Below are 25,257 nucleotides of genomic sequence, written 5' to 3'. Positions count from 1 at the left end.
ACGGCCGCCCTGGGACGGTCGTTGGTGGGGAGGGGAGTGTGGTCAGTCGAGGTGGCCGCCGGCCCGCAGGACGCCTTCGGCGACCTTGAAGGCTTCGCCGGCCGCGGGCAGGCCACAGTAGACGGCCGTCTGGAGGAGGACTTCCTTGATCTCGTCCACGGTCGCGCCGTTGTTGATCGCCCCCTCGACGTGGTGCGCGAGCTGGGCGGGCCGGCCCAGCGCGGTCAGCGCCGCGAGGTTGACGATGCTGCGGGTCTTGCGGTCGATGCCGTCGCGGGCCCAGACCCGGCCGAAGCAGACTTCTTCGGAGTAGTCCTGGATGACGTCGTTGAAGCTGTTGCGGCTCTGGTCCTTCTTCTCCACGTAGCCGTCGCCCATCAGCTCGTTCATGATGCGGCGGCCGGTGGCCTTGATCTCCGTGGAATCCACGTCTTCTCCTTGGTGTAAGGGGGGTCAGCCGCGGTCGAGGACCACTTGGACCTCGTCGGCGGAAAGCTTGATCGTCACGCCCGCCCGCTCGTTCTGGAGCAGCAGCGGCGTCTGGGAGTCCCGGTTGCCCCACCCGCGGTCGAGGGCCTCCTGGAAGTCCTCCTGGACGAGGCGGGCGGCGCGCATCGGGACGTCGAACTGCTCGGCGAGCTCGAGGGCCAGCCGCAGGTCCTTGTTCGCCAGGTTCAGCGCGAACGACGGCGGATCGAACGCTTCCTGCAGGTAGCGGTCGCCGACCCGGTCGAAGGTCCGGGCGCGGCCGATGGCGCCCTGGCGCAACGCGTGCCAGAGCGCGTCCGGCTCGACCCCCGCCTTGACTCCCATGGTGAAAACCTCGGCGATACCGGAGCGGATGATCATGCTGGCGCAGTTGTGCACCAATTTCGCGGTGTTGCCGGCGCCGATGTCGCCGACGTAGAGGACCTGGTCGCCGATGGCGTCGAGGACCGCGCCGGAACGGTCGAACGCCTGGCGGTCGCCGCCCACGTAGATGGCGAGTTTGCCGGTTCGCGCGCCCTTGGGGCCGCCGCTGACCGGTGCGTCGAACAGTTCGACGTCGTGCTCCCGGCAGGCAGCGTGGACCTCACGGACGACGGTGGGGGAGTTGGTGGTCAGGTCGAACCACGCGCTGCCAGGCCTGAGCGCGCTCAGCAGCTCGGTGCCGACCTGGCGCATTTCGACAGGGCCGGGCAGCGAGGTGAACACGACGTCCACCTCGGCAGCGAGCTGGGCGGGCGAGTCCGTCCAGCTCGCACCGGCCGCTTCGGCCGCCGCGCCGCTTTCCCGCCGGAGGTCGTGCACGACCAGGTCATGGCCCGCCCGGCGCAGGTTGAGCGCCATGCCCTCGCCCATGCCGCCCAGTCCGATGAAGCCGACCTTCATGGTTGTAGCCCTTTCGCCGGTGAACGGACCTCGCACGCTTGCCTCAAGGTCGTAATTACGAACACATGAACGTATTGATGAATGAAAGGTAAGTCGTGGTCGCGCGGGTGTCAACGACTCGCCTCCGTTGACACCCGTGGGTCGGTGACCGTAGCCTCGTGGATGTAAATACGTACTATGGTTCGTAATAACGAACTCTACCTCGCGCCGAAGCGATGGAGGCACGGAATGACCGCGCTCGAAGGTGTGAAGGTGATCTGTGTCGGGCAGTTCTACTTCGCCCCGTACTGCACGATGCTGATGGCCCGCCTCGGTGCCGATGTCATCAAGGTCGAGGCCCCGCAAGGAGACCCGTACCGCCGTCTGCCCACAGTGGACGAGACCGGCTACCCGATCCAGTTCCGTTTCCTCAACTCCGGCAAGCGGAACATCCGCCTCGACCTCGCCAGCCCCGCCGGGCAGGACGTCCTGCGGGGACTCGTGCGCAACGCCGACGTCCTGGTGCAGAACCTCTCGCCCGGGGCGATGGACCGGTTCGGCCTGGGTTACGAACGGCTCAGCGAGGTCAATCCGCGGCTGATCATGGCGTCGGGTACGGGGTTCGGGTCGTTCGGCCCGTACGCGGGCGAATCCGCCATGGACCTCACCATCCAGGCCCGCACCGCGATCATGAGCACCACCGGGTTCGAGGACGGCGCGCCCGTCCGCACCGGGCCGTCGGTCGTGGACTTCATGGCCGGCACGCACATCCTGTCCGGGGTGCTCGCGGCGCTGTTCCAGCGCACCCGGACCGGACGCGGGCAGCACGTCGAGGTTTCACTCCAGGACGCGATCCTGCCCTCGCTGACATCCAACATCGCCGGGCTGCTCAGCGAGAACACCGCGAGCTTCGAGCGGACCGGCAACCGGCACGGCGGTATGTCGGTCGCGCCCTACAACGCCTACCCCGCCACGGACGGCTGGGTGACCGTCCTCTGCCCGACTGACGAGCATTGGAAGCGGCTGTGTGGCCTGATGGCCGACCCGGCAGCCGACGACCCGCGATTCGCGACCATGCCCGGGCGCTGCGACCACATGGACGAGGTGGACGCGGTCGTCGGCCGATGGACCCGGACCCGCGGCAAGGAAGACGTGGCCGCGCGGCTGAAGGCGCTCAAGATCCCGTGCGCTCCGGTGACGACTCTGCCGGAACTGCTGGAGGACCCACACGTCCGCGAGCGCGGAGTGCTGCGCACGGTCACCGACGAGCAGGGGGCGTTCATGACCCTGGGCAGCCCGTTGTTCCTCTCCGACTCCCCGATGGTCGAGCCGACGCGGTCGGGCGGGCTGGGCGAGCACACCGAGGAAGTCCTCGTTCAGGAGCTCGGCCTGTCCGCCGACGACATCACCAAGCTCCGCGACACCGGCGTCATCTGAGAAGGAGCGGAAAGACATGACAGTGGAGGCGCACATCGCCGTCCTGCCTCCGGGACAAGAGAAGCTCGAGCTGCGCGAGGTCAGCCTCGGCCCGCCCGGCCCGTACGAGGTCGTCGTGCGGCAGCGGGCGTTCGGGGTCTGCCACAGCCAGCTCGACCGGATCTTCGACCCGGCCAGGACGGCGGCGATGCTGCTCGGGCACGAGTCGATCGGGACTGTCGTCGAAGCGGGTCCGGAGGTGACCTACGTGCGCCCTGGTGACGAGGTGCTGACCACCTGGATCCCGCGCACGCCCCTCGAAGGCCGTCCGCCGGTGCCGTCCCGGATCGTCTTCCCCGGTGGCGAGGAGGCACGCACGCACAATACGTTCACCTGGGGCACCCACGCCGTCGTCGACGAGCAGTGGGTGGTCAAGGCACCCGAGGCCACCCCGCCGGATCTGGGCGCGGTCATCGGGTGCGCGCTGATGACCGGCGCGGGGGCCGTACTGAACACCGCCTCGGTGCGGCCGGGCCAGAGCGTGGCGGTCTGGGGCGCCGGGGGAGTGGGGCTGTGTGCGATCGCCGCCGCTTCGATCCTCGGCGCGTCTCCGGTCATCGCAGTGGACCTCGACGCCGACAAACTGGCGCTCGCAAGGCAATTCGGCGCGACCGACGTGGTCGACGTCCGGGCCGGAGACGTCGTCGAGGCCATCCGGGCACTGACGCCGCATCCCGACGGGACCCGGGGCGTCGATCGCTGCTTCGACTGCACTGGTATCGGCAAGAACATTCCGGTCAGCCTCGCCGCGGTCCGCCCCGGCATCCGGGGCGCGGGCATCCGTGGCGGCGCCGACGTCCTCGTCGGGATCCCGCGAGTGCCGTTCGAGCTCGACGCCATGGATCTGCTCAACGGAGAGAAGCAGCTCCTCGGGTGCGTCGGCGGCAGCTGCGACCCCAGCCGCGACTTCACGACCTTCGCCGGCTGGGTGCGTGATGGCCGCTTCGACCCGAGCGCGCTGGTGACCGACCGGTACTCGCTGGACGCGCTGAACACCGCGGTCGACGACCTGCACCACGGCCGGGTCCGCGGCCGCGCCGTCGTCGAGCTCGACCGGTGAACGAACAGAAGGAGCGACACCTCGTGAGCGCTGAACACGACCTGACGATCCGGCACCTGACCCCGGCGTTCCGCACGTTCTGCGGTGACGGCGCGCTCGCGGCCCTGCCGCGGGAGCTGGCCCGGGCCGGGGCGAGCCGGGCGGTGATCATCTGCATTCCCGCGGTGGCCGCGCACACCGAGGCGATGGGCCGGTTGCACGACGTGCTCGGCGACCGGCTCGCCGGGCAGTTCGACGGGGTGGAGGAACACAGCCCGCTGCCCTCGGTCGAGCGTGCCCGGGCTTTCCTCGCGGAGCGCGACGCGGACGCCGTGATCGCGGTGGGCGGTGGCTCGTCCGTCGTCACCGCCCGCGCCGCCACGATCCTGCTCGGCGAGGGCAAGGACGCGCGAAAGCTCTGTACCCGAAGGGAAAACGGCAAGCTGGTGAGCCCGAAGCTGGCCGCGCCGAAGCTGCCGCAGTGGGTGGTGCCCAGCTCGCCGACGACGGCCTACGCCAAGGCCGGCGCCGCCGTCCGGGACCTGGAAACGGGGGAGCGGCTCGCGCTCTACGACCCGAAGGCCCGTGCCCAGGGAGTCGTCCTCGACCCGGGGATGGCGCTCACCGCGCCGCCGCGGCTGAGCTGGTCGGCCGCCCTGAACATCTTCTCGATGGCCGTGGAGGGCCTGCAGTCCCGGCAGGTCGACCCACTCGCCGACGCACTGCTGGCGCACGCGTTGCGCACGGTCGTGACGTGGCTTCCGCGGGTCGAGAAGGAACCGGACCAGGCTGCTCCGCGGCTGCAGCTGATGCTCGCGGCGATCCTGAGCGGGCAGGGCAGCGATCACACCGGCGGCGGTCTCGCGCAAGCCCTCTCGCACGCCATCGGACCGCGGTCGTCGGCTCCGAACGGTGTCGTCGAAGCCCTGCTGCTGCCGCACGCCATGCGGTTCAACTCTCCGGTTGCCGCCGGCCGCCTGGCGGCCATCGCCGATTATCTCGGGCTCGCCGACCGCAGCGCGGACGGTGTGGTCACGGAGATCGAGCGCCTGCTCGGGGTCTTCGGAGCACCTCGGCGGCTGCAGGACATCGGCGTGGCCGAGGAGTCCCTGCCCGAGGTCACCGCCCACGCGATGGACGACTGGGCCGTCACCGCCGGGCCGCGCGTGCCGGACCGCGAAGACGTCGTAAATCTGCTGAACAACGCCTGGTAGGAGAACAATGACCACCACTTCGGACACCGGCATCGGCAAGGAACTGGCCACCGGCAAGTTCACCGGCGAGATGCTGGCGAAGATGCGGGACCTGATCGGGACCGAACTGCGCACGGACGCCTGCGTGAACAACGAGTACGCGACCCGGCTGGCGATCCTGCGGTTCGCCGAAGGGATCGGCGACGACAATCCACTGTGGACCGAAGAGGACTACGCCGCGGCCGGTCCGCACGGCGGGATCGTCGCCCCGCCCAGCTTCATCTTCGCCTGCCTGGGCTCGGTGCAGGTCGGCTGGCCCGGCCTCGGCGGGTTCCACGCCGAAACCGACGTGACCTTCCACGCGCCGATCAAGGTCGGCGACAAGATCACCGCGCGCGTCTGGTTCGACGGCTTCGACGACCCGATCGAGAGTTCCTTCGGGGGCCGCCGGATCAAGGACTACCTGCGTCAGGAGTACTGGAACCAGGACGATGAGCTGGTCGCGCGGTTCATCTGCTCCCGGATGCGGTTCGAGCGCACCGAGATGCAGAAGCGCCGCAGCTCGCGCAAGATCGAGATCCCGCACCCCTGGACCGACGATCAGCTGGCGAAGATCGAGGACGACATCCTCGCCGAGGCTCCGCGCGGCGCCGAGCCACGGTACTGGGAGGACGTCCGGGTCGGCGACGAGCTGGACACCCTGACCAAGGGACCGATCGGGCTCACCGACGAGATCGCCTACGTCGCTTCGGGGGCCGCCCCGATCCCGCGCCTGTCCGCGCATAGTGTCGCGTTGCGCCGTTACAAGAAGCACCCGAAGTGGGCGTTCCGCGACCCCGGCACACATGCGCTCGAGCCGGTGTATTCGGTGCACTACAACGACTACGCCGCGCAGCTCCAAGGGGCCCAGATCGCCTACGACGTCGGCATCCAGCGCACCTGCTGGCAGATCCACACGCTGACGCACTGGATCGGCGACGCCGGCTCGGTCAAGGCGATCCACGGCCAGTACCGGGCGCACGTCTACCTCTCCGACGTCGTGCGGCTGGGCGGCAAGGTCGTGGGCAAGGAGATCGACGGCGACGGTGACGCCGTGCTGCACCTGGAGACCTGGGCGCACAACCAGCGGGAGCAGAACTGCATGCCGGGCACGGCGACGGTCGTCCTGCCTCGGCGCCCGGAAGTGACGCAGTGACGCCGGCCGTCTGGGGCAAGGAAATCGGGACGGAGGTGGTGCGGGGCATCCCGTTCCGCACCTACACCGAGCGTCCCCGCGATATCCGTGCCCTGCTCGCTTTCGCCGGCCGGTGGGGCGATCGCCCGCACATCGTCCAGGGCGAGCGTGTGGTGTCCTTCATCGAGGTCCGGCGGGCGGCCGAGGCGAAGGCGGCCCAGCTCGCCGGCGACGGGCTCCGGCTGGGCGACCGGGTGTTGCTGCTGGGCTTCAACAGCCCGGAGTGGATCATCAACTTCTGGGCCTGCGTCACCGCCGGGGCCGTACCCGTGCTGGGCAATGCTTGGTGGAGCCGGGCCGAGCTGGCCGACGCCCTCAACTTGCTCACCCCCGCCCTGGTGCTCGCGGACACGCGGGCAGCGCGGGCGCTGCCCGAGGGCGTCCCCGCCGGTACCTGGGGGATCTCCGAGGTCGCCGCGGCGCCGGCCGCCGCGGCCGCTCCCGAGGAGGACGATCCGGCCGCGTTCGTGTTCACCTCGGGCACCTCCGGCAAGCCGAAGGCCGTCGTGCTCTCCCACCGGTCGCTGCTCGCGGGCCTGCACATGCTGCTGCACATCACCCGGCGGCTGCCCCAGCAGGTCGACGACACCACCGGGGACGCGGGCCTGCACACCGGCCCGATGTTCCACATCGGCGGGATCCAGACGCTCATGCGGGCGATCACGGTCGGCGACACGCTGGTCATGCCGTCCGGGAAGTTCGACCCGGCCGAGGCGTTGCGGCTGATCGAGCAGTGGCGCATCGTCCGGTGGAGCGCGGTGCCCACGATGGTCTCCCGCGTGCTGGAGCATCCGGACGTGCACCGGCGGGACGTCACCTCGATCAAGTCGATCACGGTGGGCGGCGCGCCGGTCACCTCGGAGTTTCTCACGCAGCTGCGGGCCGGGCTGCCGGGGGTCGAGCCACGGGTCGCGACCGGATACGGCCTGACCGAGAACGGCGGGCAGGGCGTGGCCGCGTCCGGCAAGGACACGATCGAACGGCCCGGCACCTGCGGACGGCCGCTGCCTTGCACGGAGCTGAGGATCTCCGATCCGGACGGTGAAGTCCTCCTCCGCTGCCCGACCCAGATGATCGGGTACTTCGGCACGGACGAGTCCCCGATCGACGCCGAAGGCTGGCTGCACACCGGTGACCTCGGCCGCCTCGACGAGGACGGCTACCTGTGGATCACCGGCCGTGCCAAGGACATGATCATCCGCGGCGGCGAGAACATCGCGCCGGCCGCGGTGGAGGAAGCGCTGGGCCGGATCACCGGAGTGGTCGAGTCCGCCGTCTTCGGCGTGCCGCATCCGGACCTCGGTGAGGAGGTCGTGGCCGTCGTCCTCGTGGACAACGGCCTGACCGCCGAGGACCTCGCGCGCGAATTACGGTCCACAGTGGCCTCCTTCGCGGTGCCGAGCCGATGGCGGATCCAACGCGAGCCGCTGCCGACGACGCATTCCGGGAAGATCGACAAGAAGCAGCTGGCGAGTGTCGAACTCGCCGCGGCGGGAGGAGCGGTATGAGTGACGTCGTCCTGGAGACGGTGGCAGGGCGGGTCGCGCTGGTGGAGCTGCGGCGCCCACCGAACAACTTCTTCGACGAGGCCCTGCTGACTGAGCTCGCGGACGCTCTTCTCGGTGTTGACGAAGAGAAGGACATCGGCGCGGTCGTGCTGTGCGCGCAGGGCAAGCACTTCTGCGCCGGCGCCGACCTGCGCGGCGTCGGCGCAGCCGGGATTCGCCGGGTCTACCGGCAGGCCTTCCGGCTCTTCTCCGGCCGCACTCCGGTGGTGGCAGCCGTGCAGGGCGGTGCGATCGGCGGTGGCCTGGGGCTGGCGCTGTCGGCCGACTTCCGGATCGCGGCGCCGAGGGCCCGGCTCACCGCGAATTTCGCCAAGCTCGGCTTCCACCAAGGCTTCGGGCTCTCGGTGACGCTGCCGAGGCTGGTCGGTCCGCAGCGAGCCCAGGAACTGCTCTACACAGGACGGTCGGTCTCGGGGGAGGAAGCGGCCGCAATCGGCCTGTGCGACAGCGTCGCCGAAGACCCCCGTGAGGCCGCGGTCGAGCTGGCGGCCCGAATCGCGGCCTCGGCCCCGCTGTCGGTGCCGTCGATCCGCGCCACGCTGCGGCGGTCGCTGGTGGCGGAGGTCTCCGCCGCGCTCGACCTCGAGGCCTCCGCGCAGGCCGCGCTGCTCGGCACCGACGATTTCGCCGAGGGCATCGCCGCCTCCATCGCGAAACGCCCGCCGAACTTCGTCGGTTCGTAATGGCGAATTCCGGGACGTTATTGCGCTAAGGTGGGCTCGTGACCGAAGACGCCGCCGACCCTGCCGGCCCGAAGAACCACCGCACGATCGACCGGGTTACCCAGATCCTGGAAGAGGTCGTGTACCACCCCGGCATCGGGTTCGCCGAACTCGCCCGCGCCCTGGACGCGCCGAAGAGCTCGGTGCACGGATTCATCCGCGGCCTGCAGGCCAAGGGCTGGCTCTACGAGGACGACAAACGCTTCTACCTCGGGCCCGCCATCTACGGCCTCACCATGGCCAGCGGGCACATCCGGGCCGGCCAGGTCAGCCAGGCCGATCTCGATGCCCTCCACCGGGACACGGGCATGACGGTGTTCCTCGGCGTCGAGGCCGGCGACCACCTGATCTACATCGGCGAGTCCGGAACGGACGCGCTGACCGGCTTCGCCGCGCGCACCAACATCCGCCGCAAGCTGCTCTCGACCGCCGGGGGAAAGGCCTTGCTGGCGGCGAAACCCGACGCGGAACGCGACGGGTACCTCCGGCGGAACCATTCCGACAGCGAAGCCGTCTCGGAGTTCCTCTCCGAGTTCGCCGAGATCAAGAAGACCGGCGTGTCGCGGAACTTCCGGCACCACGGTGCGCAGCTCGCGTTCTCGACCGTGGTCCGCAATCCGGCCGGGGAGAGCGTGGCGGCCGCGGTCGTGGTCGGCCAGACGGCGGAAGTGCAGCCGCGTGAGGCGAAGGTCCGCAAGCTGCTGGTGAAGCATGTCGCTTCGTGGACGCAGCAGAAGACCGCTCCGCGCGAGCCGATCTGAGCCGCGCCCGTATTACGACGATCCACAGTGGACGACAAGGCTTCCTTGTCGTCCACTGTCGCGTTCCGGGCGTTGACACGGGGATGAACGCGGCTTAGCGTTAGTCGTATTACTGATCAATAGTTCTGATATACGAACTGCGCGGCGTAGCGCGAGGAGTGTCCCCGGTGATCGAACGCGACCAGATCTTCATCAACGGCAAGTGGGTGCCCTCCGCGGGGACCGAGGTCATCGAGGTGATCAACCCCGTGACCGAGGAAGCGGTCGTCACCATCCCGCGCGGGACCGCCGCGGACGTCGATGCCGCCGCCCAGGCCGCCGCGGCCGCTTTCCCGGCCTGGTCGAAGACCACTGTCGAGGAACGCGTGGGGTTCCTGCGCAAGCTTGCCGAGCTGACGCGGGACAGGGCCGACGAGATCACCCGAGCCGTGGTCAGCGAGATCGGCCAGCCGTACGCGATCGCCGCCGAGGCGCAGGGCTCGTCGGCGGTGGTGGACCTGGTGAGCCTCGTCGAGAGCCTGACCGAGATCACCTGGCGGGAGCAGGTCGACCACACGGTCGTCGCCCGTGAGCCCGCCGGAGTCGTCGGCGCGATCACGCCGTGGAACGGGCCGATGCGGATGGTCTGCATGAAGGCCGGCGCGGCGCTGGCGGCCGGGTGCACTGTCGTGCTCAAGGGCACCGAGGTCGCCCCGCTCAGCTCGTTCATCTTCGCCGAGATGGTCGCCGACGCCGGCCTGCCCGACGGTGTCTTCAACCTCGTGTCCGGCACCGGCCCGGAGGTCGGCGAACCCATCGTCACCCACCCACTGGTCGACATGGTCTCCCTCACCGGATCCGTCCGGGCCGGACGACGGGTGATGGAACTGGCCGCGCGGGGGATCAAGAAGGTCGCCCTCGAACTCGGCGGCAAGTCGGCGAACGTCATCCTCGAGGACGCGGATCTGGCGCGGGCCATCGAGGTCGGCATGGAGGACGCGTTCCGCAACTCCGGCCAGGTCTGCGGGGGGCTCTCCCGTGTCCTGGTCCCGCGGTCGCGGCTGGCCGAGGCCGAAGAGGTCGCGGTCCGCAAGGCCGAGAGCTATGTGCTGGGCGACCCCTATGACCCGGCCACCACACTCGGCCCGGTCGCCAACATCCACCAGCGGCAGCGGATCCGCGACTACATCCAGTCCGGTGTGGACGAAGGTGTGCGGCTGCTGACCGGCGGCCCGGACGCCCCCGACGGGCTGGACCGCGGCTTCTTCGTCCGCCCCACGGTGTTCTCGGGCGACAACAGCTCCCGCATCGCCCGCGAGGAGATCTTCGGGCCGGTCGTCGTGCTGATCCCGTTCGACGACGAGGTCGACGCCTTCCGCATCGCCAACGACACCGACTACGGGCTCGCCGGCGCGATCTGGGCCGGAACCGACGACCGCGCCCGCGCGCTGGCCGGAAAGCTGCGCGCGGGCCGGATCCGCATCAACGGCTCCGCGGTCAACCAGCGCGCCCCGCACGGCGGGTTCAAGCTCTCCGGCATCGGCCGCGAGTTCGGCCGTTACGGCATCGAGGAGTTCCTCGAGTACAAGTCCATCGGCTGAGCGTTCGACGCTACTGGAGGAGACACCGATATGACGGTCACGGACCGCCTCACGCTGACCGGGGTGCTCGCGGACTATGCCGCGAGCACCCGGTTCGACGCGTTGCCCCGCCCCATTCGCGAGCGCGCGAAGCTCGTGGTCCTCGATGAGCTCGCAAGCGCGTACTTCGGTGCGGCCTGCCCGGCCGGCCGGCTGGCGGCTCGTTACGTCACCGGTCAGACCGCCGCCGCCGAGGCGCTGGTACTGCGGACCGGGCGACGGTCGTCGGCAGAGCTGGCCGCCTTGGCCAACGGCACGGCGGGGCATGCCGACGAGATCGACGGCGCCCATGTCGTGGGCGGGCACCCGGGCGCCACTCTGGTCCACGCAGCGACCGCGGTCGCCCAGCTGCGGGGAACCTCGGGCGCCGAGCTGATCAACGCCGTGGTGCTGGGCTACGACGTGGGCACCCGGCTGATCGATGCCTGCGGCGGCACCTTCCGGCTCAAGGACGAGTTCCACCTGCACGCGGATTTCCTGCACGCGGTCGGGGCAGCGGTGGCCTGCGGGCGGCTGCTGCGGCTCGACCCGCGCGCCATGGCGAACGCCATGGCACTCGCGACCTTCCGGGCCAACGGGTTGTGCGCGTTGTTCCGCGAGGACCACCACATCAGCAAAGCGTTCTGCAACGGCCAGTACGCTTCCGCGGGCGTCGGCGCCGCACTGATGGCTCAGGCTGGGCTGGAAGGCGTGGCCGACGTCCTCGGCGAACGCCACGGTCTGCTCGACGCCTGGGGTGTCGAGGACGGCCGGGAACGCGTGACCCGCGGTCTCGGCACCGAGTTCGGGATCGCCGGCGCCAACTTCAAGTTCCTCCGCGCGGGCTACCCGATCCACGCGGCCGTCGAGGCAGCGCTGGCGATCGTGGCGGAGCGCAACCTCACCTGGGAGACGATCGGCGCGGTTTCAGTCGGCCTGCCGGACAACGCGCGTCGCGTGGTGGACGGGCGGACCATGCACAACATCTGCCTGCAGGACATGCTGTCGGTCGCTCTCGTCCGCGGGGGAATCAGCCTGTCCGGCTCGTACTTCCCGGAGATCCAGGCCGATCCCGCGTTCGCCAGGATCCGCGAGCGGGTCACCGTCGGCACGGATCCTGATCTCGAACGGGAGCAGCCGAACGGGCGCGGTGCCGTCGTGACGATCACCCTCGCGGACGGGACGACGGCGACCCGGCGCGTGGACCACCCTCGCGGCCACAGCCTCCGCGGCGAGCCGACCTGGCCCGACCTCGGCGCGAAGTGGCGCGACGCCCTGGACGAGGTCGACACCGACGCCTGGATCCGCTCCGCGGCGCGCCTGGAGAACGTCGACGACGTCGGGGCGTTCGTCGAGCAATTCGCCTGATCCGCGTCCCGGGCTGCAACGAAGCTGTCCGATGGGGCGACTACTACGTATGGTCGCAACGGATGTCATCGCCACACAGGTGGTTCGCGCGCTGACCACCACGGTCCTGCAGGAGCGCGGGGGCCTCTGGCAGTCGCCTCGTGGCCGGCTGAAGAAGCGCCTGCGGGAAGCGATCGGCACCGCGCCGGATGAACCGCTGGGGGTGCTCGAATCCTTGATGGCCCACGCGGACCTGAGCGCGTTCGATGCCCGGCGGGCGAGTGTGTGGTGGGGTCGGGCGTACTACGTTCTGGGCGTTCCGGCGGTGATCCTCGCGGCGACCGCCGGAGCCACCGGGCTGGCAACTACCACGGGCCGAGTGGTGGCGGCGATAATCGCTTTGGTGTCTGCCGGGTTGACGGCGGCGGCGACCTTCTTGAACAGCGGTGAGCAGCGCAAGAGCAGCGACCGGCTCAGCGCGGCCTGGCAGGAGCTGGCGGACGATGCGCGACTGGAGCTGCTCCGGCGGGCACAGGCGCTGAAGTCGGGCAAAACCGCCGAGGACGTGCTCGGTTTCGAGTACTGGAACAGGGTCCTGCATCTTCAGCGACGAAAGGGCCGTCTGCTCCGCGGTGACCTGGTTGCCGAGGAATCAGGAGCGGTACAGCAGACATCAAACCGGCGGTGACGGCGACGAAGAGTCCACTGTGGTCTTCAGGACCAAGTAAGACCTGGTGCCTTGTTGCCGGAACTGCTCCGCCTTCTCGGTGAGCCGAAGTCCTGAGCTTCGGGTCTGCGGTCATCGCAGGCCGCTCTGCCGGAGCCACGACAAAACGGCGTCGAGGGATTGGCCGACCTCTTCGCCGCGCACGGCGAGTCCATTACCGATGGTCGCGCCGCGGCAGGCCTGCGCGTAGTCCTCGGCCGCGCGGCCCAGACCGCTCATCGCGTAGGTGGTGACCGGTAGGACCGTTCTCCCGCTGAAGTCGAGGCCCTCGGCGAAGGTACGCATGATCAGCGGCGGCCGGACATTCCAGAGGCCGCTGCCCAGCAGCACGACGTCGTAGCCGGTGATCGCCGGGAGCGGGTTGGCGATGACGGGCCGGGCGTCGGAGCTCTGCTCGCGTACGTTGCGCGCCACCGTATGGTCGTAGTCGTCGGAGTATGGCTCGGCGGCCTCGATGCGGTGGACGTCGCAGGCGATGCTGCCGCTGATCAGGCGGGCCAGCAATTCGGTGTTGCCGACCTCCAGGTTCTTCCGGCCGCCGTAGTAGTAGTTCTCGCCGGCGCGGGAGAAGTAGGCGAGCAGTACCCGCACACCGGCCGGTGTGGACGGTCGTGGTGTCGGCGTGTGCTGTGCGCTGTCGGTGTCGCAGGCCATCAGCGAGATGCCTCCCAGAACTCCCAGTGCGGCTGCCGCTCCACCGCAGAGGAACTGGTGTCGGTCCAGCGGGTTGCTCACGCGAGAAGGAACCCGGGTCACGGCAGCCGGTATTCGGCGGCGGTCACGTGCTCGCCCCAGGTCGATTCGGGCGTTTCGCCGCCGGGAGCGGGGGCCTCCCACAATGCGAGGTGAGTCATGAAGTTCCCGGGTGTGGCGCCGTGCCAGTGCTCCTCACCCGGTGGGGTGTAGATCACGTCACCCGGGTGCATGACGACGATGTCGCCGCCTCGCGCCTGGACCAGGCCGGTGCCCTCAGTGACGTAGAGGGTCTGGCCCACTGTGTGACGGTGCCACGCGGTGCGCGCCCCGGGTGCGAAACGCACCGTGTTGGCGCGCATGCGGGACGGCTCCTCGCCCTGGTAGACGACGTCGAAGTAGACGTCGCCGGTGAACATCCCGGCCGGCCCCTTGGTCGTCGGGAGATTCGGCAGCTTTTCCACGGGTTTCCCTTCGCTCGTGCTCGCTGCCCAGTCAACGACCTTCGCGCGGGCGCGGGGAGTTAATGCCAGTGCCCCCCACATCGGCGACGGCCCGCCTACCCTGGTGCCATGGGTGCAACCGATCACCGCGCCGAGGTCCGCGAGTTCCTCAGCTCGCGGCGGGCGCGCATCACGCCCGACCAGGCCGGACTGCCTGCGTACGGCGGCAACCGCCGGGTCAAGGGCTTGCGCCGCGAGGAAGTCGCCATGCTCGCCGGCGTCTCCATCGACTACTACATCCGCATGGAGCGGGGGAACCTCGCCGGGGCTTCCGAGGGCGTGCTGGACGCGCTGGCCCGCGCGCTGCAACTGGACGAGGCGGAGCGTGACCACCTGTTCGCGCTCGCCCGCGCCGCGGGACCGGGCCACTCGCGGCGCCGGACCCCGCCGACCAGCGTGCGTGCCACCACCCAGCAAGTGCTGGACGCTATTAGTGACGCTCCGGCGTGGGTGCGCAACGGCCGCCACGACGTCGTGGCCATGAACCGCCTCGCCCGTGCCCTCTACGCACCGATGCTGGCGGACCCGCGCCGCCCGGCGAACACGACCCGGTTCGTCTACCTCGACCCGGCAGCGCCCGAGTTCTTCGTCGACTGGGCACAGGTCGCCAACGACGCGGCCGCGATGCTCCGGCTCGAGGCGGGCCGCAACCCCCACGATCCGGCGCTGATCAAGCTGGTCGGCGAGCTCTCGACCCAGAGCGAGCTCTTCCGCAGGCGCTGGGCGTCGCAGGACGTGCAGTTTCACCGCAGTGGTCGCAAACGGCTACGGCACCCGATCGTGGGCGAGCTGGACTTGAGTTACGCGTCGATGGAGCTGCCGTTCGAGCCGGGCCTGATCTTGAACGTCTACACCGCCGCCCCGGACAGTCCCACCGCCGACGCACTCAAGATGCTCGCCAGCTGGGCCGCCACCCAGGAACTGGCCGACGAAGCAGCGAACTCGTTGGGGTGAATCTGTTGTGCTGGAAGCAGAACAGAGAGGCAATCACAGGGCCTCCCTCGTGCGGCCGCCCGCGATTAGCGTGAAGGCATGAGCACGAATTTGACGTTGAACAACGGGGTCGAAATGCCCGCCCTGGGCTTCGGTGTCTTCCAGACCCCGCCTGGCGAAACGATCGCGGCGGTAGAGGCCGCGCTGAGCACTGGCTACCGGCACATCGACACCGCAGCCGCCTACGGGAACGAGAGCGGGGTCGGTGAGGGGATCCGGCGCTCCGGTGTGGACCGGTCGGAGATCTTCGTCGAGACCAAGATCTGGATCAGCGACTACGGCTATGACGCCGCTTTGCGCGCGTTCGACAAGAGTGCGGGCAAGCTGGGGGTCGAGCAGATCGACCTGCTGATCCTGCACCAGGCGCTGCCGTCGCGGTTCGACCTGACCGTCGGTGCGTACCGCGCGCTGGAGAAGCTCCTGGAAGACGGGCGTGTGCGGGCGATCGGGGTCAGCAACTTCATGCGTGGCCACCTGGACAGCCTGCTCAAGGCGGCCGCAGTGGTGCCGGCGGTCAACCAGATCGAGGTGCACCCGTATTTCCGCCAGTCCGACGTTCTCGCGGCGAATGCGGAGCACGGCATCGTGTCGCAGGCGTGGTCCCCGATCGGGGGAATCACGTTCTACCGCGACGGGCAGCACGCCAGCACGCTCGAGAACGAGGTCATCGTCGGCATCGCGGCGGCGCACGGCAAGTCGCCGGCGCAGGTGATGCTGCGCTGGGGCCTGCAGCAGGGCCGTTCGGTCATCCCGAAGTCGACCAAGCCCGCACGGATCGCCGAGAATTTCGACGTGTTCGGCTTCGAGCTCACCGATGCGGAACTCGCGGCCATCGACGCGCTCGACACGGGCGTGCGCGGCGGCCCCGAACCCGAAGCCATCACCCTGGAGGCATTCGGCCGGGACATCCCCGAAGCCTGACCTTCAGGGACGAAAGAGATGCCGGTCTCGCGGGCCCGGCGCCTCGATCGTGCTTCAGCGCATGCGTCTTTTCCGGAACTCGGTCAACCCGGGAAATCAGTGGTCGCGCTGAGGTCCGCCCAGTCACCCAGTTCGGTGAGCTGGCCCTCGAGTTCCTCGCGCACGATCGTGATGGCGTCGGTGCCCAGCAGGAGCCGGAACGGAGGTTCGCCGGCCGTCACCGCGGTGATGATCGCTTCTGCTCCCCGGGCCGGGTCACCCTGCTGGTGGCCGTGCGTGGTGTCGTTCTCCTTGCGGCGCAGACCCGCGGTTCCGGCGTAGTCGGCGATGGCCTGGCCCGCCTGCTGCAACGATCGGCTGGCGAAGTCGGTTCGGAACGCGCCGGGCTCGACCACGATCACCTTGATCCCCAGCGGCGCGGCTTCCTTGCGCAGGGCGTCGGACATGCTTTCCAGGGCGAACTTGGTCGCCGAGTAGTACCCGGACCCCGGCGCGGCCAGCCGGCCCGCGATCGAGGACACGTTCACCACGGCTCCCGCGCGGCGGGCGCGCATGCCCGGCAGCACCGCCTTGATCAGCGCGACCGGACCGAAGAAATTGGTCGCGAACAGCTCGGCGACCTCAGCTTCCTTGCCTTCTTCGACGGCGGCGCGGTACCCGTGGCCCGCGTTGTTGACGAGGACGTCCACCTGGCCGAAACGGTCCCGCGCCGTCCGTGCGACCTGGGTGACCCGTGCCGGGTCGGTGACGTCGAGGGCGAGCGCGAGCCCGGTCTCCGGGTACGGCGCGACGAGGTCACGGACCGATTCGGGGTTCCGGGCGGTGACCACGGCGTTCCAGCCGCGCTCCAGCACCGCCTTGGCCAGCGCCTTGCCGAGACCGCTCGAACATCCGGTGATCAGCCAGGTGGGTGTCTGCATGCCGTCCTCTCGCCGCGATCGTCCTGATCGGACACGCTAGAGCGGCGCCGCCGATCCTGGGGGGCCCTGCCATTACCCCGAATGCCCGCCCCTCCCGCACCGGCGGCGGCGCGGGTTGCCTGGGAGTCATCAGAAACCGACTATCGAGAGAAGCCGATGCGAGCAACCGTGATGCATGGGGCCGGCGACGTGCGGGTCGAGCACGTGCCCGACCCGAAGATCGACCGGGCGGGCGACGCCGTGGTCCGCGTGCTGCGTTCGTGCGTCTGTGGCAGCGACCTGTGGCCCTACGGGGCGATGGCCGCCTCGGAGCATGGCCGCCGGATGGGCCACGAGTTCCTGGGCGTCGTCGAGGACACCGGAGCCGACGTGTCCGGGTTCAAGCCCGGTGATGTCGTCGTGGCACCGTTCATCTGGGCGGACAACACCTGTGACTTCTGCCGGGCCGGGTTGCAGCCCTCGTGCCGGCATGGCGGCCAGTGGGGCCTGAACGGCGTGGACGGCGGCCAGGGCGAGGCCGTGCGCGTCCCGTTCGCCGACGGCACGCTCGTGAAACTGCCGGTCGGCGAAGACTCCGCGCTGCTGCCTTCCCTGCTGACCCTCTCGGACGTGTTCTGCACCGGGCACCACGGTGTGGTCACCGGCGGGGTCAAGCCGGGCTTGTCGGTGACGGTGATCGGGGACGGCGCGGTCGGCCTCTCCGCCGTGCTGGCCGCGCGACGCCTCGGCGCGGAGCAGATCATCCTGCTGGGCCGCCACACCGACCGCACCGACCTCGGCCGCGAGTTCGGCGCCACCGACGTCGTCGCCGAGCGCGGTGAGGAAGGCGTCACCAAGGTCCGCGAACTGACCGGCGGCGACGGGACCCACACGGTCGTCGAGTGCGTCGGCACCGACCAGTCGATGCGCACCGCGCTCCGCGTGGTCCGTGACGGTGGCGCGGTGAGCCGGCTCGGCGTCCCGCAATACAGCGAGATCCCGTTCGGGATGGACACCATCATGCGCAACATCACCGTCACCGGCGGGGTGGCACCGGCGCGCGCCTACATCGAAGAGCTTCTGCCCGACATCCTCGAGGGCAAGGTCGAACCGGGCCGAGTGTTCGACCGCACCATCGGCCTCGACGATGTGCCGGACGGCTACCGCGCCATGGCCGATCGCGAAGCCATCAAAGTCCTTGTCCAGCCTTGAGGAGTCATCACATGAAGCACGTCAAGCTGCGTGACCTCGACGTCGGCCGCATCGGGCTCGGCGCCATGGGCATGTCGTTCGGGTACACCGGCGCGGGTACCGACGACGCCGGGTCGATCCGCACCATCCACCGGGCGCTCGACCTGGGCGTCACCCTCCTCGACACGGCCGAGGTCTACGGCCCGTACGCGAACGAGCAACTCGTCGGCCAAGCCTTGAAAGGCCGTCGCGACGAGGTCGTGCTGGCGACCAAGTTCGGGCTGATCTCCCACACCGGCCGCGAACCCGGCACGCCCGACAGCAGCCCCGCGAACGTCCGCGCGGCGCTCGACGGTTCGCTGCGGCGGCTGGGCACGGACCACATCGATCTGTACTACCAGCACCGCGTCGACCCGCGGACGCCGATCGAGGACACCGTCGGCGCGCTCGCCGAGCTCGTGGCCGCGGGCAAGGTCCGCCACCTCGGCCTGTCCGAGGCCGGCGCGGACACCATTCGCCGGGCGCACGCCGTCCACCCGATCACCGCGCTGCAGTCCGAGTATTCGTTGTGGACGCGGGATCCGGAGCCGGAGATCCTCCCGCTACTGCGCGAGCTGAACATCGGGTTCGTCCCGTATTCCCCGCTCGGGCACGGGTTCCTCACCGGGCAGATCCGCTCCGTCGAGGACTTCGACGACAGCGACTGGCGCAAGACCAACCCGCGGTTCACCGGCGAGAATTTCCACCGCAATCTGCGGCTTGCCGACGAAGTCCAAGCCGTCGCCGCCGAGGCCGGGGCCACGCCCGCTCAAGTCGCGCTGGCCTGGCTCCTGGCCAAGGGCGACGACATCGCCCCAATCCCCGGTACCAAGCGTGTGTCCCGCCTGGAGGAGAACACCGCGGCCGACGGCGTCGAACTGACCGCCGCGCAACTCGCCAACCTGGACACGCTCACCCCCGCGGCGGGAGACCACCACGAAGAAGCGCAGATGCGCATGCTGGATCGATGAGGGAAACCATGACCACCTGGAACACCGAAGACCTCGCGGCGATCGATCGTCCGGACGAGGTCGAGATCACGTCGCTGCGGCCGGACGGCAGTGCCCGGCCCTACCGGATCATCTGGGGCGTCCGCGTCGACGACGAATTCTACGTCCGCTCCGTCAACGGACCAGACGCCGCCTGGTTCCGCGGCACCCGGACTCGCCACGACGGCCGCGTCCGCGCCGGCGGCACCGAGTACGAGGTGTCCTTTGTGGATACCGACGACGGAGAGATGAACGACCGCATCGACACTGCCTACCGCGCGAAGTACCGCCGCTACCCGAACCCGGTCAGGTCCATCACCAGCCCTGCGGCCCGGTCCGCGACCCTCAAGCTCGTGCCCCGCACCCGGTAACCCGTGCTGGCTGCTTGATGATCCCGGTATGCACCGCCGCGCGGCACCTGCTCCACCTCAGCCTCACCCGGGCACCGGCTGTGCATCATCGCTCGCCGAAAGTGTCCGGCGCGGGTTGGCTCCGTCGTCCAATTGCCCTGGCCTCTCTCTCGGCGTCGTCAGCATCGGGTGGTTTTTAGATCCCTTGCGGCTCGTTGCTCGTGAATCCGGTTGCGGTCTGCCCAGCGACGCGAGGGCGGCGGAGCCGCTGACGGGTGGGTGTTCACGCGGGAGAACGGCAATCACTGGAGCCCCAGCTACGTGTCGCACACGTTCCGGCGGCTGATCGAGAAGGCTGCTCTGCCGCCAGTGCGGTTCCACGACCTGCGCCACGGTGCAGCAACGCCGTCCCTGGCCGCGGGCAACGACCTGAAGACGGTCCTAGCGCTGCTGGGCCACGCCAGCATCGTCCTGACCGCCGACACCTACACCAGCGTGGTCCCGTCCCTCTCTCAGGCCGGTGCCGAGGCGACCGCGAGCTTGGTCCGCCGTGCTGGCTATGACCGGGGGAGGAAGATCTGCAGGTCAGGGCGCTACTCGTGGTCGGCAGCGGCGATACCGGGCAGCCGGACGCGGTCCGCGCGTCACTCGCGCTGGCGAGAGCCGGGGCCGGACCCACAGCGGTCCCACCTCGGGCTCACAGATCAACAAAGCCCACCAACGACACCCCTGAAATATGGAGAATTCGTTGGTGGGCTTTGCTTTCCGGCTGTGCGCCATCAGGGACTCGAACCCGGAACCCGCTGGTTAAGAGGTTCGATTTTCGGCCTGGCTGCCAAAGGATGGGAACGAGGCTGACCAGGTACATTTCGTCGGCACGTCGCTGGTCGAGTCGAGTTTTACGTCTCCAGACTCGGGCGGGAGCCCGTCATGAGCGCCAACTCGCGCTCGGTCGCCAGGTTTGTCACGGTCACGATGGCGTTGGTCATCGGGCTCACGTTCCTCTTTGGCTTCGGGAACGTGTTGAACCTGGCGTTGAAGCTGCAGGTGCCGGTGTTCGTGGCGCCGCTGGTGGCGCCGGCTGTTGACTTGACGGTGCTGGGGTTGCTCGTCGGTACGCGGCATCTGGCCTTGTCGGGAGCCAGTGACGAGGTGCAGCGGCCGGCACGGCACTTGCTGCTGGCGGCGAGTGCGGTGACCCTGCTGTTGAACGTTGCTGATTCGGTGTGCGCTGGTCAGTGGGGTAAGGCGGCGTTCGATGCGGTTGGCCCGCTCTTGTTGATCGGCTGGGCCGAGGCAGGCCCGGGGTTGCTCCGCGAGCTTACTGCGGCACACGCCGATTCCGAATCGGTCTGTTCCTCCTCGGCGTCGAAGCGCGACAGCGCCGTGCAGGAGGCGCCCACGGCCATGTCCCTTCGACATGGCCAACAGATGGATTCGGCATCCTGTCGGAGCGCCGGCCTGGACAGGGAACTCGTGAAGCAGGCCCGTGTCGCGGACGAAGACCATTGGCAACGCTTCCGGCGACCGATCTCCGCGGAGAAGCTGCGGAAGCAACTTCGGGTCGGTGCCCGGACATCGCGGGCTCTGGTAGCCGTTGTTCGCCAAGGGAATGCTTCGGCGTCTCAGACCAGTTCAGAGCTTGAAGTGGTCTAGCGCGAACCTGCGCTCCGGACCTGCCCGACGACGAGCGCCGGGTGGTGGGACCACCCCCGCTCGCGCGGGGAGAACAGTTCGCGATCTCGGACTTTACGCGTTGGAGGGGCGGTTTTTCCTGCACTTTCGAAGGCGCGTTGTCGACCGATCCGTACCCGGCGTGGGATTCCCGGCTCGCGCGGGGACAACCGTATTGGCGGTTGTGTCGGCTGGTCCCGGTACGGCGGGGGGAGGGGAGTGGGTGGGTAGTCTTCGCGTATGAGCCGCGCCCGGCAGACAGTCACGCTCACCGCCGACTTGGTCATTTTGACCATTCGGGACGGCATGCTGAGTGTGCTGCTCGTGGAGCGGGAGAACGAGCCGTTCCGGGGCCGGTTGGCGTTGCCGGGTGGCTTCCTGCGCGGTGACGAGTCGCTGGAGCAGGCTGCGGCGCGGGAGCTGGTCGAGGAGACCCGCCTCGATGCTGGGGCGTTGAGGCTGCAGCAGGTGGGTATCTACTCCGCGCCGGGCCGGGACCCTCGGCGCCCCCGGGTGGTGACGTGCGCTTACCTCGCGATCGCTCCGGACCTGCCAGTGCCGGTTGCCGGGTCGGACGCACGCGCCGCCAGGTGGGTGCCGGTCATCGAGGCCGCTGACCCGGGGCTGGCCTTCGATCACGACTGCATTCTGGCCGATGCGGTCGACCTGGCCCGCACGCTGTTGCAGTTCAGCACGATCGCTACCGCCTTCTGTGGTCCTGAGTTCACCATTGGCGACCTGCGCGAGGTCTACGAGATCGTGTGGGGGGTCGGACTGGACAAGCCGAACTTTCATCGCAAGGTCACCGACACTGACGGATTCATCGTGCCCACCGGTGGCAAGCGGTCCTCGTTTACCGGCAGGCCCGCTGCCCTGTACCGCGCGGGCGGGGCGACGGAGCTGGTTCCACCGATGATGCGGTCCCGCTTCGGAGCCTGAGGTCTTTCTTGTCAGACTGACCATTGGCTCTGTGCTGGTACTTGCTCTGCCCACTATTTCATGTCACCATGACAATAAGCGTGGTGACGATCCTGGCCCCAGCGTGGCTGTCACACCGCGCCCGCTCTCGTTGCGCCTCGTGGGCGTCCGTTCCCGAGGTACCCCAACCGTGTTGGAGTGAGAACCGGTGAATGTGATCATGACTGCGCTGAACCTGGAGCACGCTGCGGTATTGGAGCACCTGGTCGACGTACAACCGCATCGGCATTCGTCAGGCACTGTGTTCGACGTCGGTACTGTGGCCGGCCACCCAGGCCACCAGGTCGCCCTGGCGGTGACCGGCCCGGGCCCTGGAGCCGCTGCCACGCTCACTGAGCGGGCCAATACCGAGTTCGGCCCTGCGGCCATGGTGTTCGTGGGCATCGCGGGCGGTCTGCGCGAGTGGCTGACGATCGGGGACGTCGTTGTGGCCACCAAGATCTACTCCTATCAGGGCGGGCGCAGCGAGGATGACGAGTTTCTGGTACGGCCGTCGGCCTGGTCCATTTCGCACCGGCTCGACCAGGAGGCCAGGCGGCTGCTGCGCGGCAACGCCTGGCACTCGTTCCTGGCCGACCGGGCTGAAGACGACGCCCCGGTCGCTCACTTCGAGGCCATCGCGGCGGGCGAAGCCGTGCTGAACTCCCGCAGGTCGGAGTTGGCACGCAGGCTGCGGGCCTCCTACAACGACGCGGTGGCTGTCGAGATGGAGGGCTCCGGCTTCGCGCATGCGGCCCACCTGGGCGACCAGGTACGCGCGGCGTCGATACGTGGCATCAGCGACCACGCCGACGGCAGCAAGGCCACGTCGGATCGCGAAGGTGGACAGCGGGTTGCGGCCCGCAACGCCGCGGCGTTCGCCATCGCCCTGATCACCGCGCTCGAACCCGACGGCGGCGTCCCCGATAATGAGGAGCCGTCGGCCCCCGTGGTCCCCGTCGTCCACAACAAGAACACCGCGCGGGACAACGCCCGCGTGGGCCAGCAGATCGGCGTCAACTTCGGCTCCGCCCGGCGGTTCCGATGACCGAGGACGCGACCGGCGCCGACATCGACAACCAGAACGTCGCCTCCGAAAACGCCCACGTCGAACAGCAGATCGGCGTGCAGTACGTGGACACCGTCCTCCACGGCGCGACCATCTATACCGTCGGAGAATGGGACACCGCCGAACGTAAGCACGAGGTCGCACTCGCCTATCTCACCGGCGGTCTCCCGCGCCGGGCCGAGGACCTGTTCCGCACGATCGTCTTCAACAGCGACCCATCGACTGAACGCGCCTATTACTACGTGCTCTCGGTGCTCAGCGAGAGAGGCTTCGGGGACCTCACCCCAGACCAGGCCGCGGACCTTCGGGACGCCTGGAAGGTTTGCGGGCCATCGCCTGAAGACGATTGGACACGGGCACTCCACGTTGTCCGCAGCCTCCTCGACGACGTGCAGTCGAACAACAACGACGGCTCGTTCACAGCGGTGACCGCCTTCGGTTACCTTCCTGCCGAACGGCAGGACGAGATCAGCAGGCACCTGTCGCTGCTGGTCGGTGGTGTCACCGAGCAGCGGCTGGACGCCGAGCGCAAGCACGAGATCGGGGCCGAGCGCTTCTCCGGGAACCGTGTCGACCGGGCCTGGAAGTTCTTCGAACCCCCTCCCGCCGTGCCTACCCGGTACCAGGCCCCCACGTTCCCTCCCGACCTCAACGAACGCAGGCCGGCGATCATCGGGGGCGTCGTCACCGCGCTGTTCTTCGCAGGGTTGTTCTTCGGTCCGCTGACACTTCCCTTCTGGGGTGGGCTGGTGCTGCTGGTGACGGGCTGCTCCGTCATGGTCCGCTACGGCATAGAGCACACCGCGCACCCGCTGTACGCCGCGCTCCGCCGCGACGCCGGGCCAGAGGCTGAGCGGGCCAGCAAGACAGCGGTCGACAAGCTCATCGAACGCTGCTTCCGCGACGCGCGCCCGGAGTACTCCGAGGATTGGCCGCAGTACGCCGGAGGGTACTGCGCACGTCTCAAGCGGCGGTTCAATGCCGAGTTCGGCTACAGCAACGAGCCCATCAGGCCGCTCAAATGGCTTGTCGACTGGCATGCGCGGCGCGTCGCCCAGCAGTGGCCGCACCATGACCCGCATTTTCAGCCGGTACCCGACGCCCCGGTCGATGCCCGCCGGTGGCGGGCCGCCGGTGCCCTGCTGGCCATGGCCGGCGCGGCCTTGCTGCTGCTCGCGGCGCAGCGCTGGGAGGTCGTGCCGCTCGCGGTGGGTGGCTGGTTCGCGTTGCCCGCTGTGGTCGAGGTCTTCGCCACCCGCCGAGCCGACCAGCTCCTGTCCGCCGAGGCGGATGCGCTGCTGGACGAGGAGATGGCAGAGTACCGCCGATGGCGGGAGGAACTGGCCGACTGCCCGACCGACGGCGAGATGGCCCGCTGGCTGGCGCTGGATAAGGCCTACCTCAAGACCGAGGCGTTGCGCAGAGGCAATATTGGCGAGAAGGACCTCGTCTCGCACGTGGTCATCAATCAGCATGCGCCAGGCGGCCGGCGCGGGGCGGTTCTTCACGGGCCGCCGCGCTACACGGCGTACCACGTCACCGTCATCCTGCTGACCCAGTACGGCGTTCGGTCTTCGCGCGTGTACCTGAACTTCATCACCGGCGAGGACAAGAACGAGAACTGGGACGCCTTCGGGTACGACCGCATCGCGTCCGCCTCACTGACAATGCGCGAGAAGCCCGTCAAGAAGAGTCCCGATAAGCCTGAGCACACGGTGCGCTACCGGGAGTTCCGGCTCCGTCTGCTGGACGGCGCGGAGATCCTCAACATCACCGAACGCCTCGACGTCGAGAACGATACCGAGGTCGACAACGAGGCAGAGATGGACCGGCTTGCCGCGGCGACCTCTGGGATGGATACCGCTCTCCCGATTCTGGAAGCTGTGGCGCACCAGGGCCGCGACTGGATCGAGTTCGAAAGAAACCGCCGGAACGCGTGGGCACATGCCCGGTCCGACTGACAT

General features: G+C 69.0%; 25 protein-coding genes. 20 read left to right on the top strand and 5 right to left on the bottom strand.

What is annotated here, in order from left to right:
- Window positions 1-42 precede the first annotated feature (42 nt).
- Window positions 43-429, bottom strand: a complete 387-nt coding sequence (locus BMY97_RS25550; protein ID WP_245787487.1) for a carboxymuconolactone decarboxylase family protein — start codon at window positions 427-429, stop codon at window positions 43-45.
- Window positions 430-453: 24 nt separating this feature from the next.
- Window positions 454-1,407, bottom strand: a complete 954-nt coding sequence (locus BMY97_RS25545) for an NAD(P)-dependent oxidoreductase (RefSeq protein WP_281246924.1) — start codon at window positions 1,405-1,407, stop codon at window positions 454-456.
- A gap of 192 nt (window positions 1,408-1,599) precedes the next feature.
- Here BMY97_RS25545 and BMY97_RS25540 point away from each other — a divergent pair, with 192 nt between their 5' ends.
- The 10 genes from BMY97_RS25540 (at window position 1,600) to BMY97_RS25495 (ending at window position 12,976) form a co-directional block, all read left to right on the top strand.
- On the top strand, window positions 1,600-2,787 hold the full coding sequence (locus BMY97_RS25540) for a CaiB/BaiF CoA transferase family protein (RefSeq protein WP_091620794.1): 1,188 nt from the start codon (window positions 1,600-1,602) through the stop codon (window positions 2,785-2,787).
- Between the two features lie 16 nt (window positions 2,788-2,803).
- Window positions 2,804-3,886: a zinc-binding dehydrogenase gene (locus tag BMY97_RS25535; protein ID WP_091620791.1), complete on the top strand. Its 1,083-nt coding sequence runs from the start codon at window positions 2,804-2,806 to the stop codon at window positions 3,884-3,886.
- Window positions 3,887-3,909: 23 nt separating this feature from the next.
- Window positions 3,910-5,079: an iron-containing alcohol dehydrogenase family protein gene (locus tag BMY97_RS25530; protein ID WP_218156871.1), complete on the top strand. Its 1,170-nt coding sequence runs from the start codon at window positions 3,910-3,912 to the stop codon at window positions 5,077-5,079.
- A 7-nt stretch (window positions 5,080-5,086) separates the two neighbouring features.
- Window positions 5,087-6,253, top strand: a complete 1,167-nt coding sequence (locus BMY97_RS25525) for an FAS1-like dehydratase domain-containing protein (RefSeq protein ID WP_091620787.1) — start codon at window positions 5,087-5,089, stop codon at window positions 6,251-6,253.
- The gene (locus BMY97_RS25520; protein WP_091620784.1) at window positions 6,250-7,800 is read left to right on the top strand and encodes a class I adenylate-forming enzyme family protein; all 1,551 of its coding nucleotides are present in this window, start codon (window positions 6,250-6,252) and stop codon (window positions 7,798-7,800) included. Before BMY97_RS25525 ends, BMY97_RS25520 begins: the two co-directional genes overlap by 4 nt.
- Window positions 7,797-8,543, top strand: coding sequence for an enoyl-CoA hydratase/isomerase family protein (locus BMY97_RS25515; protein ID WP_091620782.1), 747 nt, complete (start codon window positions 7,797-7,799; stop codon window positions 8,541-8,543). Before BMY97_RS25520 ends, BMY97_RS25515 begins: the two co-directional genes overlap by 4 nt.
- Before the next feature lie 38 nt (window positions 8,544-8,581).
- The gene (locus BMY97_RS25510; RefSeq protein WP_091620779.1) at window positions 8,582-9,343 is read left to right on the top strand and encodes an IclR family transcriptional regulator; all 762 of its coding nucleotides are present in this window, start codon (window positions 8,582-8,584) and stop codon (window positions 9,341-9,343) included.
- Between the two features lie 167 nt (window positions 9,344-9,510).
- Window positions 9,511-10,923 (top strand): aldehyde dehydrogenase family protein, encoded by a 1,413-nt coding sequence (locus tag BMY97_RS25505; protein ID WP_091620776.1) that lies wholly within the window; start codon window positions 9,511-9,513, stop codon window positions 10,921-10,923.
- A gap of 30 nt (window positions 10,924-10,953) precedes the next feature.
- Complete coding sequence (locus BMY97_RS25500) at window positions 10,954-12,309, top strand: MmgE/PrpD family protein (protein WP_091620773.1); 1,356 nt, start codon at window positions 10,954-10,956, stop codon at window positions 12,307-12,309.
- Window positions 12,310-12,358: 49 nt separating this feature from the next.
- Window positions 12,359-12,976, top strand: a complete 618-nt coding sequence (locus BMY97_RS25495; protein WP_091620770.1) for a hypothetical protein — start codon at window positions 12,359-12,361, stop codon at window positions 12,974-12,976.
- A 111-nt stretch (window positions 12,977-13,087) separates the two neighbouring features.
- Here BMY97_RS25495 and BMY97_RS25490 read toward each other — a convergent pair whose 3' ends face one another.
- Window positions 13,088-13,669, bottom strand: coding sequence for a flavodoxin (locus BMY97_RS25490; RefSeq protein ID WP_091620766.1), 582 nt, complete (start codon window positions 13,667-13,669; stop codon window positions 13,088-13,090).
- Between the two features lie 98 nt (window positions 13,670-13,767).
- Window positions 13,768-14,172: a (R)-mandelonitrile lyase gene (locus BMY97_RS25485; RefSeq protein ID WP_091620763.1), complete on the bottom strand. Its 405-nt coding sequence runs from the start codon at window positions 14,170-14,172 to the stop codon at window positions 13,768-13,770.
- 108 nt (window positions 14,173-14,280) lie between these two features.
- Between BMY97_RS25485 and BMY97_RS25480 the strand changes: the two genes are divergently transcribed.
- On the top strand, window positions 14,281-15,165 hold the full coding sequence (locus BMY97_RS25480) for a helix-turn-helix transcriptional regulator (protein ID WP_091620761.1): 885 nt from the start codon (window positions 14,281-14,283) through the stop codon (window positions 15,163-15,165).
- A gap of 78 nt (window positions 15,166-15,243) precedes the next feature.
- Window positions 15,244-16,125: an aldo/keto reductase gene (locus BMY97_RS25475; RefSeq protein ID WP_091620758.1), complete on the top strand. Its 882-nt coding sequence runs from the start codon at window positions 15,244-15,246 to the stop codon at window positions 16,123-16,125.
- An 83-nt stretch (window positions 16,126-16,208) separates the two neighbouring features.
- On the opposite strand, the gene BMY97_RS25470 is transcribed toward BMY97_RS25475, so the two are convergent.
- Window positions 16,209-17,045, bottom strand: a complete 837-nt coding sequence (locus tag BMY97_RS25470; protein ID WP_091620756.1) for an oxidoreductase — start codon at window positions 17,043-17,045, stop codon at window positions 16,209-16,211.
- A gap of 156 nt (window positions 17,046-17,201) precedes the next feature.
- On the opposite strand from BMY97_RS25470, the gene BMY97_RS25465 reads away from it, so the two are divergent.
- The 8 genes from BMY97_RS25465 to BMY97_RS25430 all read left to right on the top strand — a co-directional run bounded on the left by BMY97_RS25465 (window position 17,202) and on the right by BMY97_RS25430 (window position 25,254).
- Window positions 17,202-18,236, top strand: a complete 1,035-nt coding sequence (locus tag BMY97_RS25465; protein ID WP_177231542.1) for a zinc-binding dehydrogenase — start codon at window positions 17,202-17,204, stop codon at window positions 18,234-18,236.
- A gap of 11 nt (window positions 18,237-18,247) precedes the next feature.
- Entirely contained in the window at window positions 18,248-19,225 is a 978-nt protein-coding gene (locus tag BMY97_RS25460) for an aldo/keto reductase (RefSeq protein WP_091620751.1), read from the top strand.
- Between the two features lie 8 nt (window positions 19,226-19,233).
- Complete coding sequence (locus BMY97_RS25455) at window positions 19,234-19,614, top strand: DUF2255 family protein (RefSeq protein WP_091620749.1); 381 nt, start codon at window positions 19,234-19,236, stop codon at window positions 19,612-19,614.
- Between the two features lie 210 nt (window positions 19,615-19,824).
- Window positions 19,825-20,451 (top strand): tyrosine-type recombinase/integrase, encoded by a 627-nt coding sequence (locus BMY97_RS49620; RefSeq protein WP_425425327.1) that lies wholly within the window; start codon window positions 19,825-19,827, stop codon window positions 20,449-20,451.
- Between the two features lie 72 nt (window positions 20,452-20,523).
- Window positions 20,524-21,249 carry a hypothetical protein gene (locus tag BMY97_RS25445; RefSeq protein WP_091620743.1) on the top strand — a complete coding sequence of 242 codons (726 nt, stop codon included), beginning with the start codon at window positions 20,524-20,526 and terminating at the stop codon, window positions 21,247-21,249.
- 258 nt (window positions 21,250-21,507) lie between these two features.
- Window positions 21,508-22,206, top strand: coding sequence for an NUDIX hydrolase (locus BMY97_RS25440; protein WP_091620741.1), 699 nt, complete (start codon window positions 21,508-21,510; stop codon window positions 22,204-22,206).
- A gap of 199 nt (window positions 22,207-22,405) precedes the next feature.
- A complete protein-coding gene (locus BMY97_RS25435) occupies window positions 22,406-23,272 on the top strand; it encodes a 5'-methylthioadenosine/S-adenosylhomocysteine nucleosidase family protein (RefSeq protein ID WP_281246923.1) in 867 nt (288 codons plus the stop codon).
- Window positions 23,269-25,254 carry a hypothetical protein gene (locus tag BMY97_RS25430; protein ID WP_091620736.1) on the top strand — a complete coding sequence of 662 codons (1,986 nt, stop codon included), beginning with the start codon at window positions 23,269-23,271 and terminating at the stop codon, window positions 25,252-25,254. The genes BMY97_RS25435 and BMY97_RS25430 overlap by 4 nt, the downstream gene beginning before the upstream one ends.
- The last annotated feature ends 3 nt before the right edge of the window (window positions 25,255-25,257 follow it).

The sequence above is a fragment of the Amycolatopsis saalfeldensis genome (assembly GCF_900110575.1).
GTDB lineage: Bacteria > Actinomycetota > Actinomycetes > Mycobacteriales > Pseudonocardiaceae > Amycolatopsis > Amycolatopsis saalfeldensis.
Note: the sequence above shows the minus strand (reverse complement) of the source record. Positions and strands in the feature narration are given on the sequence as shown.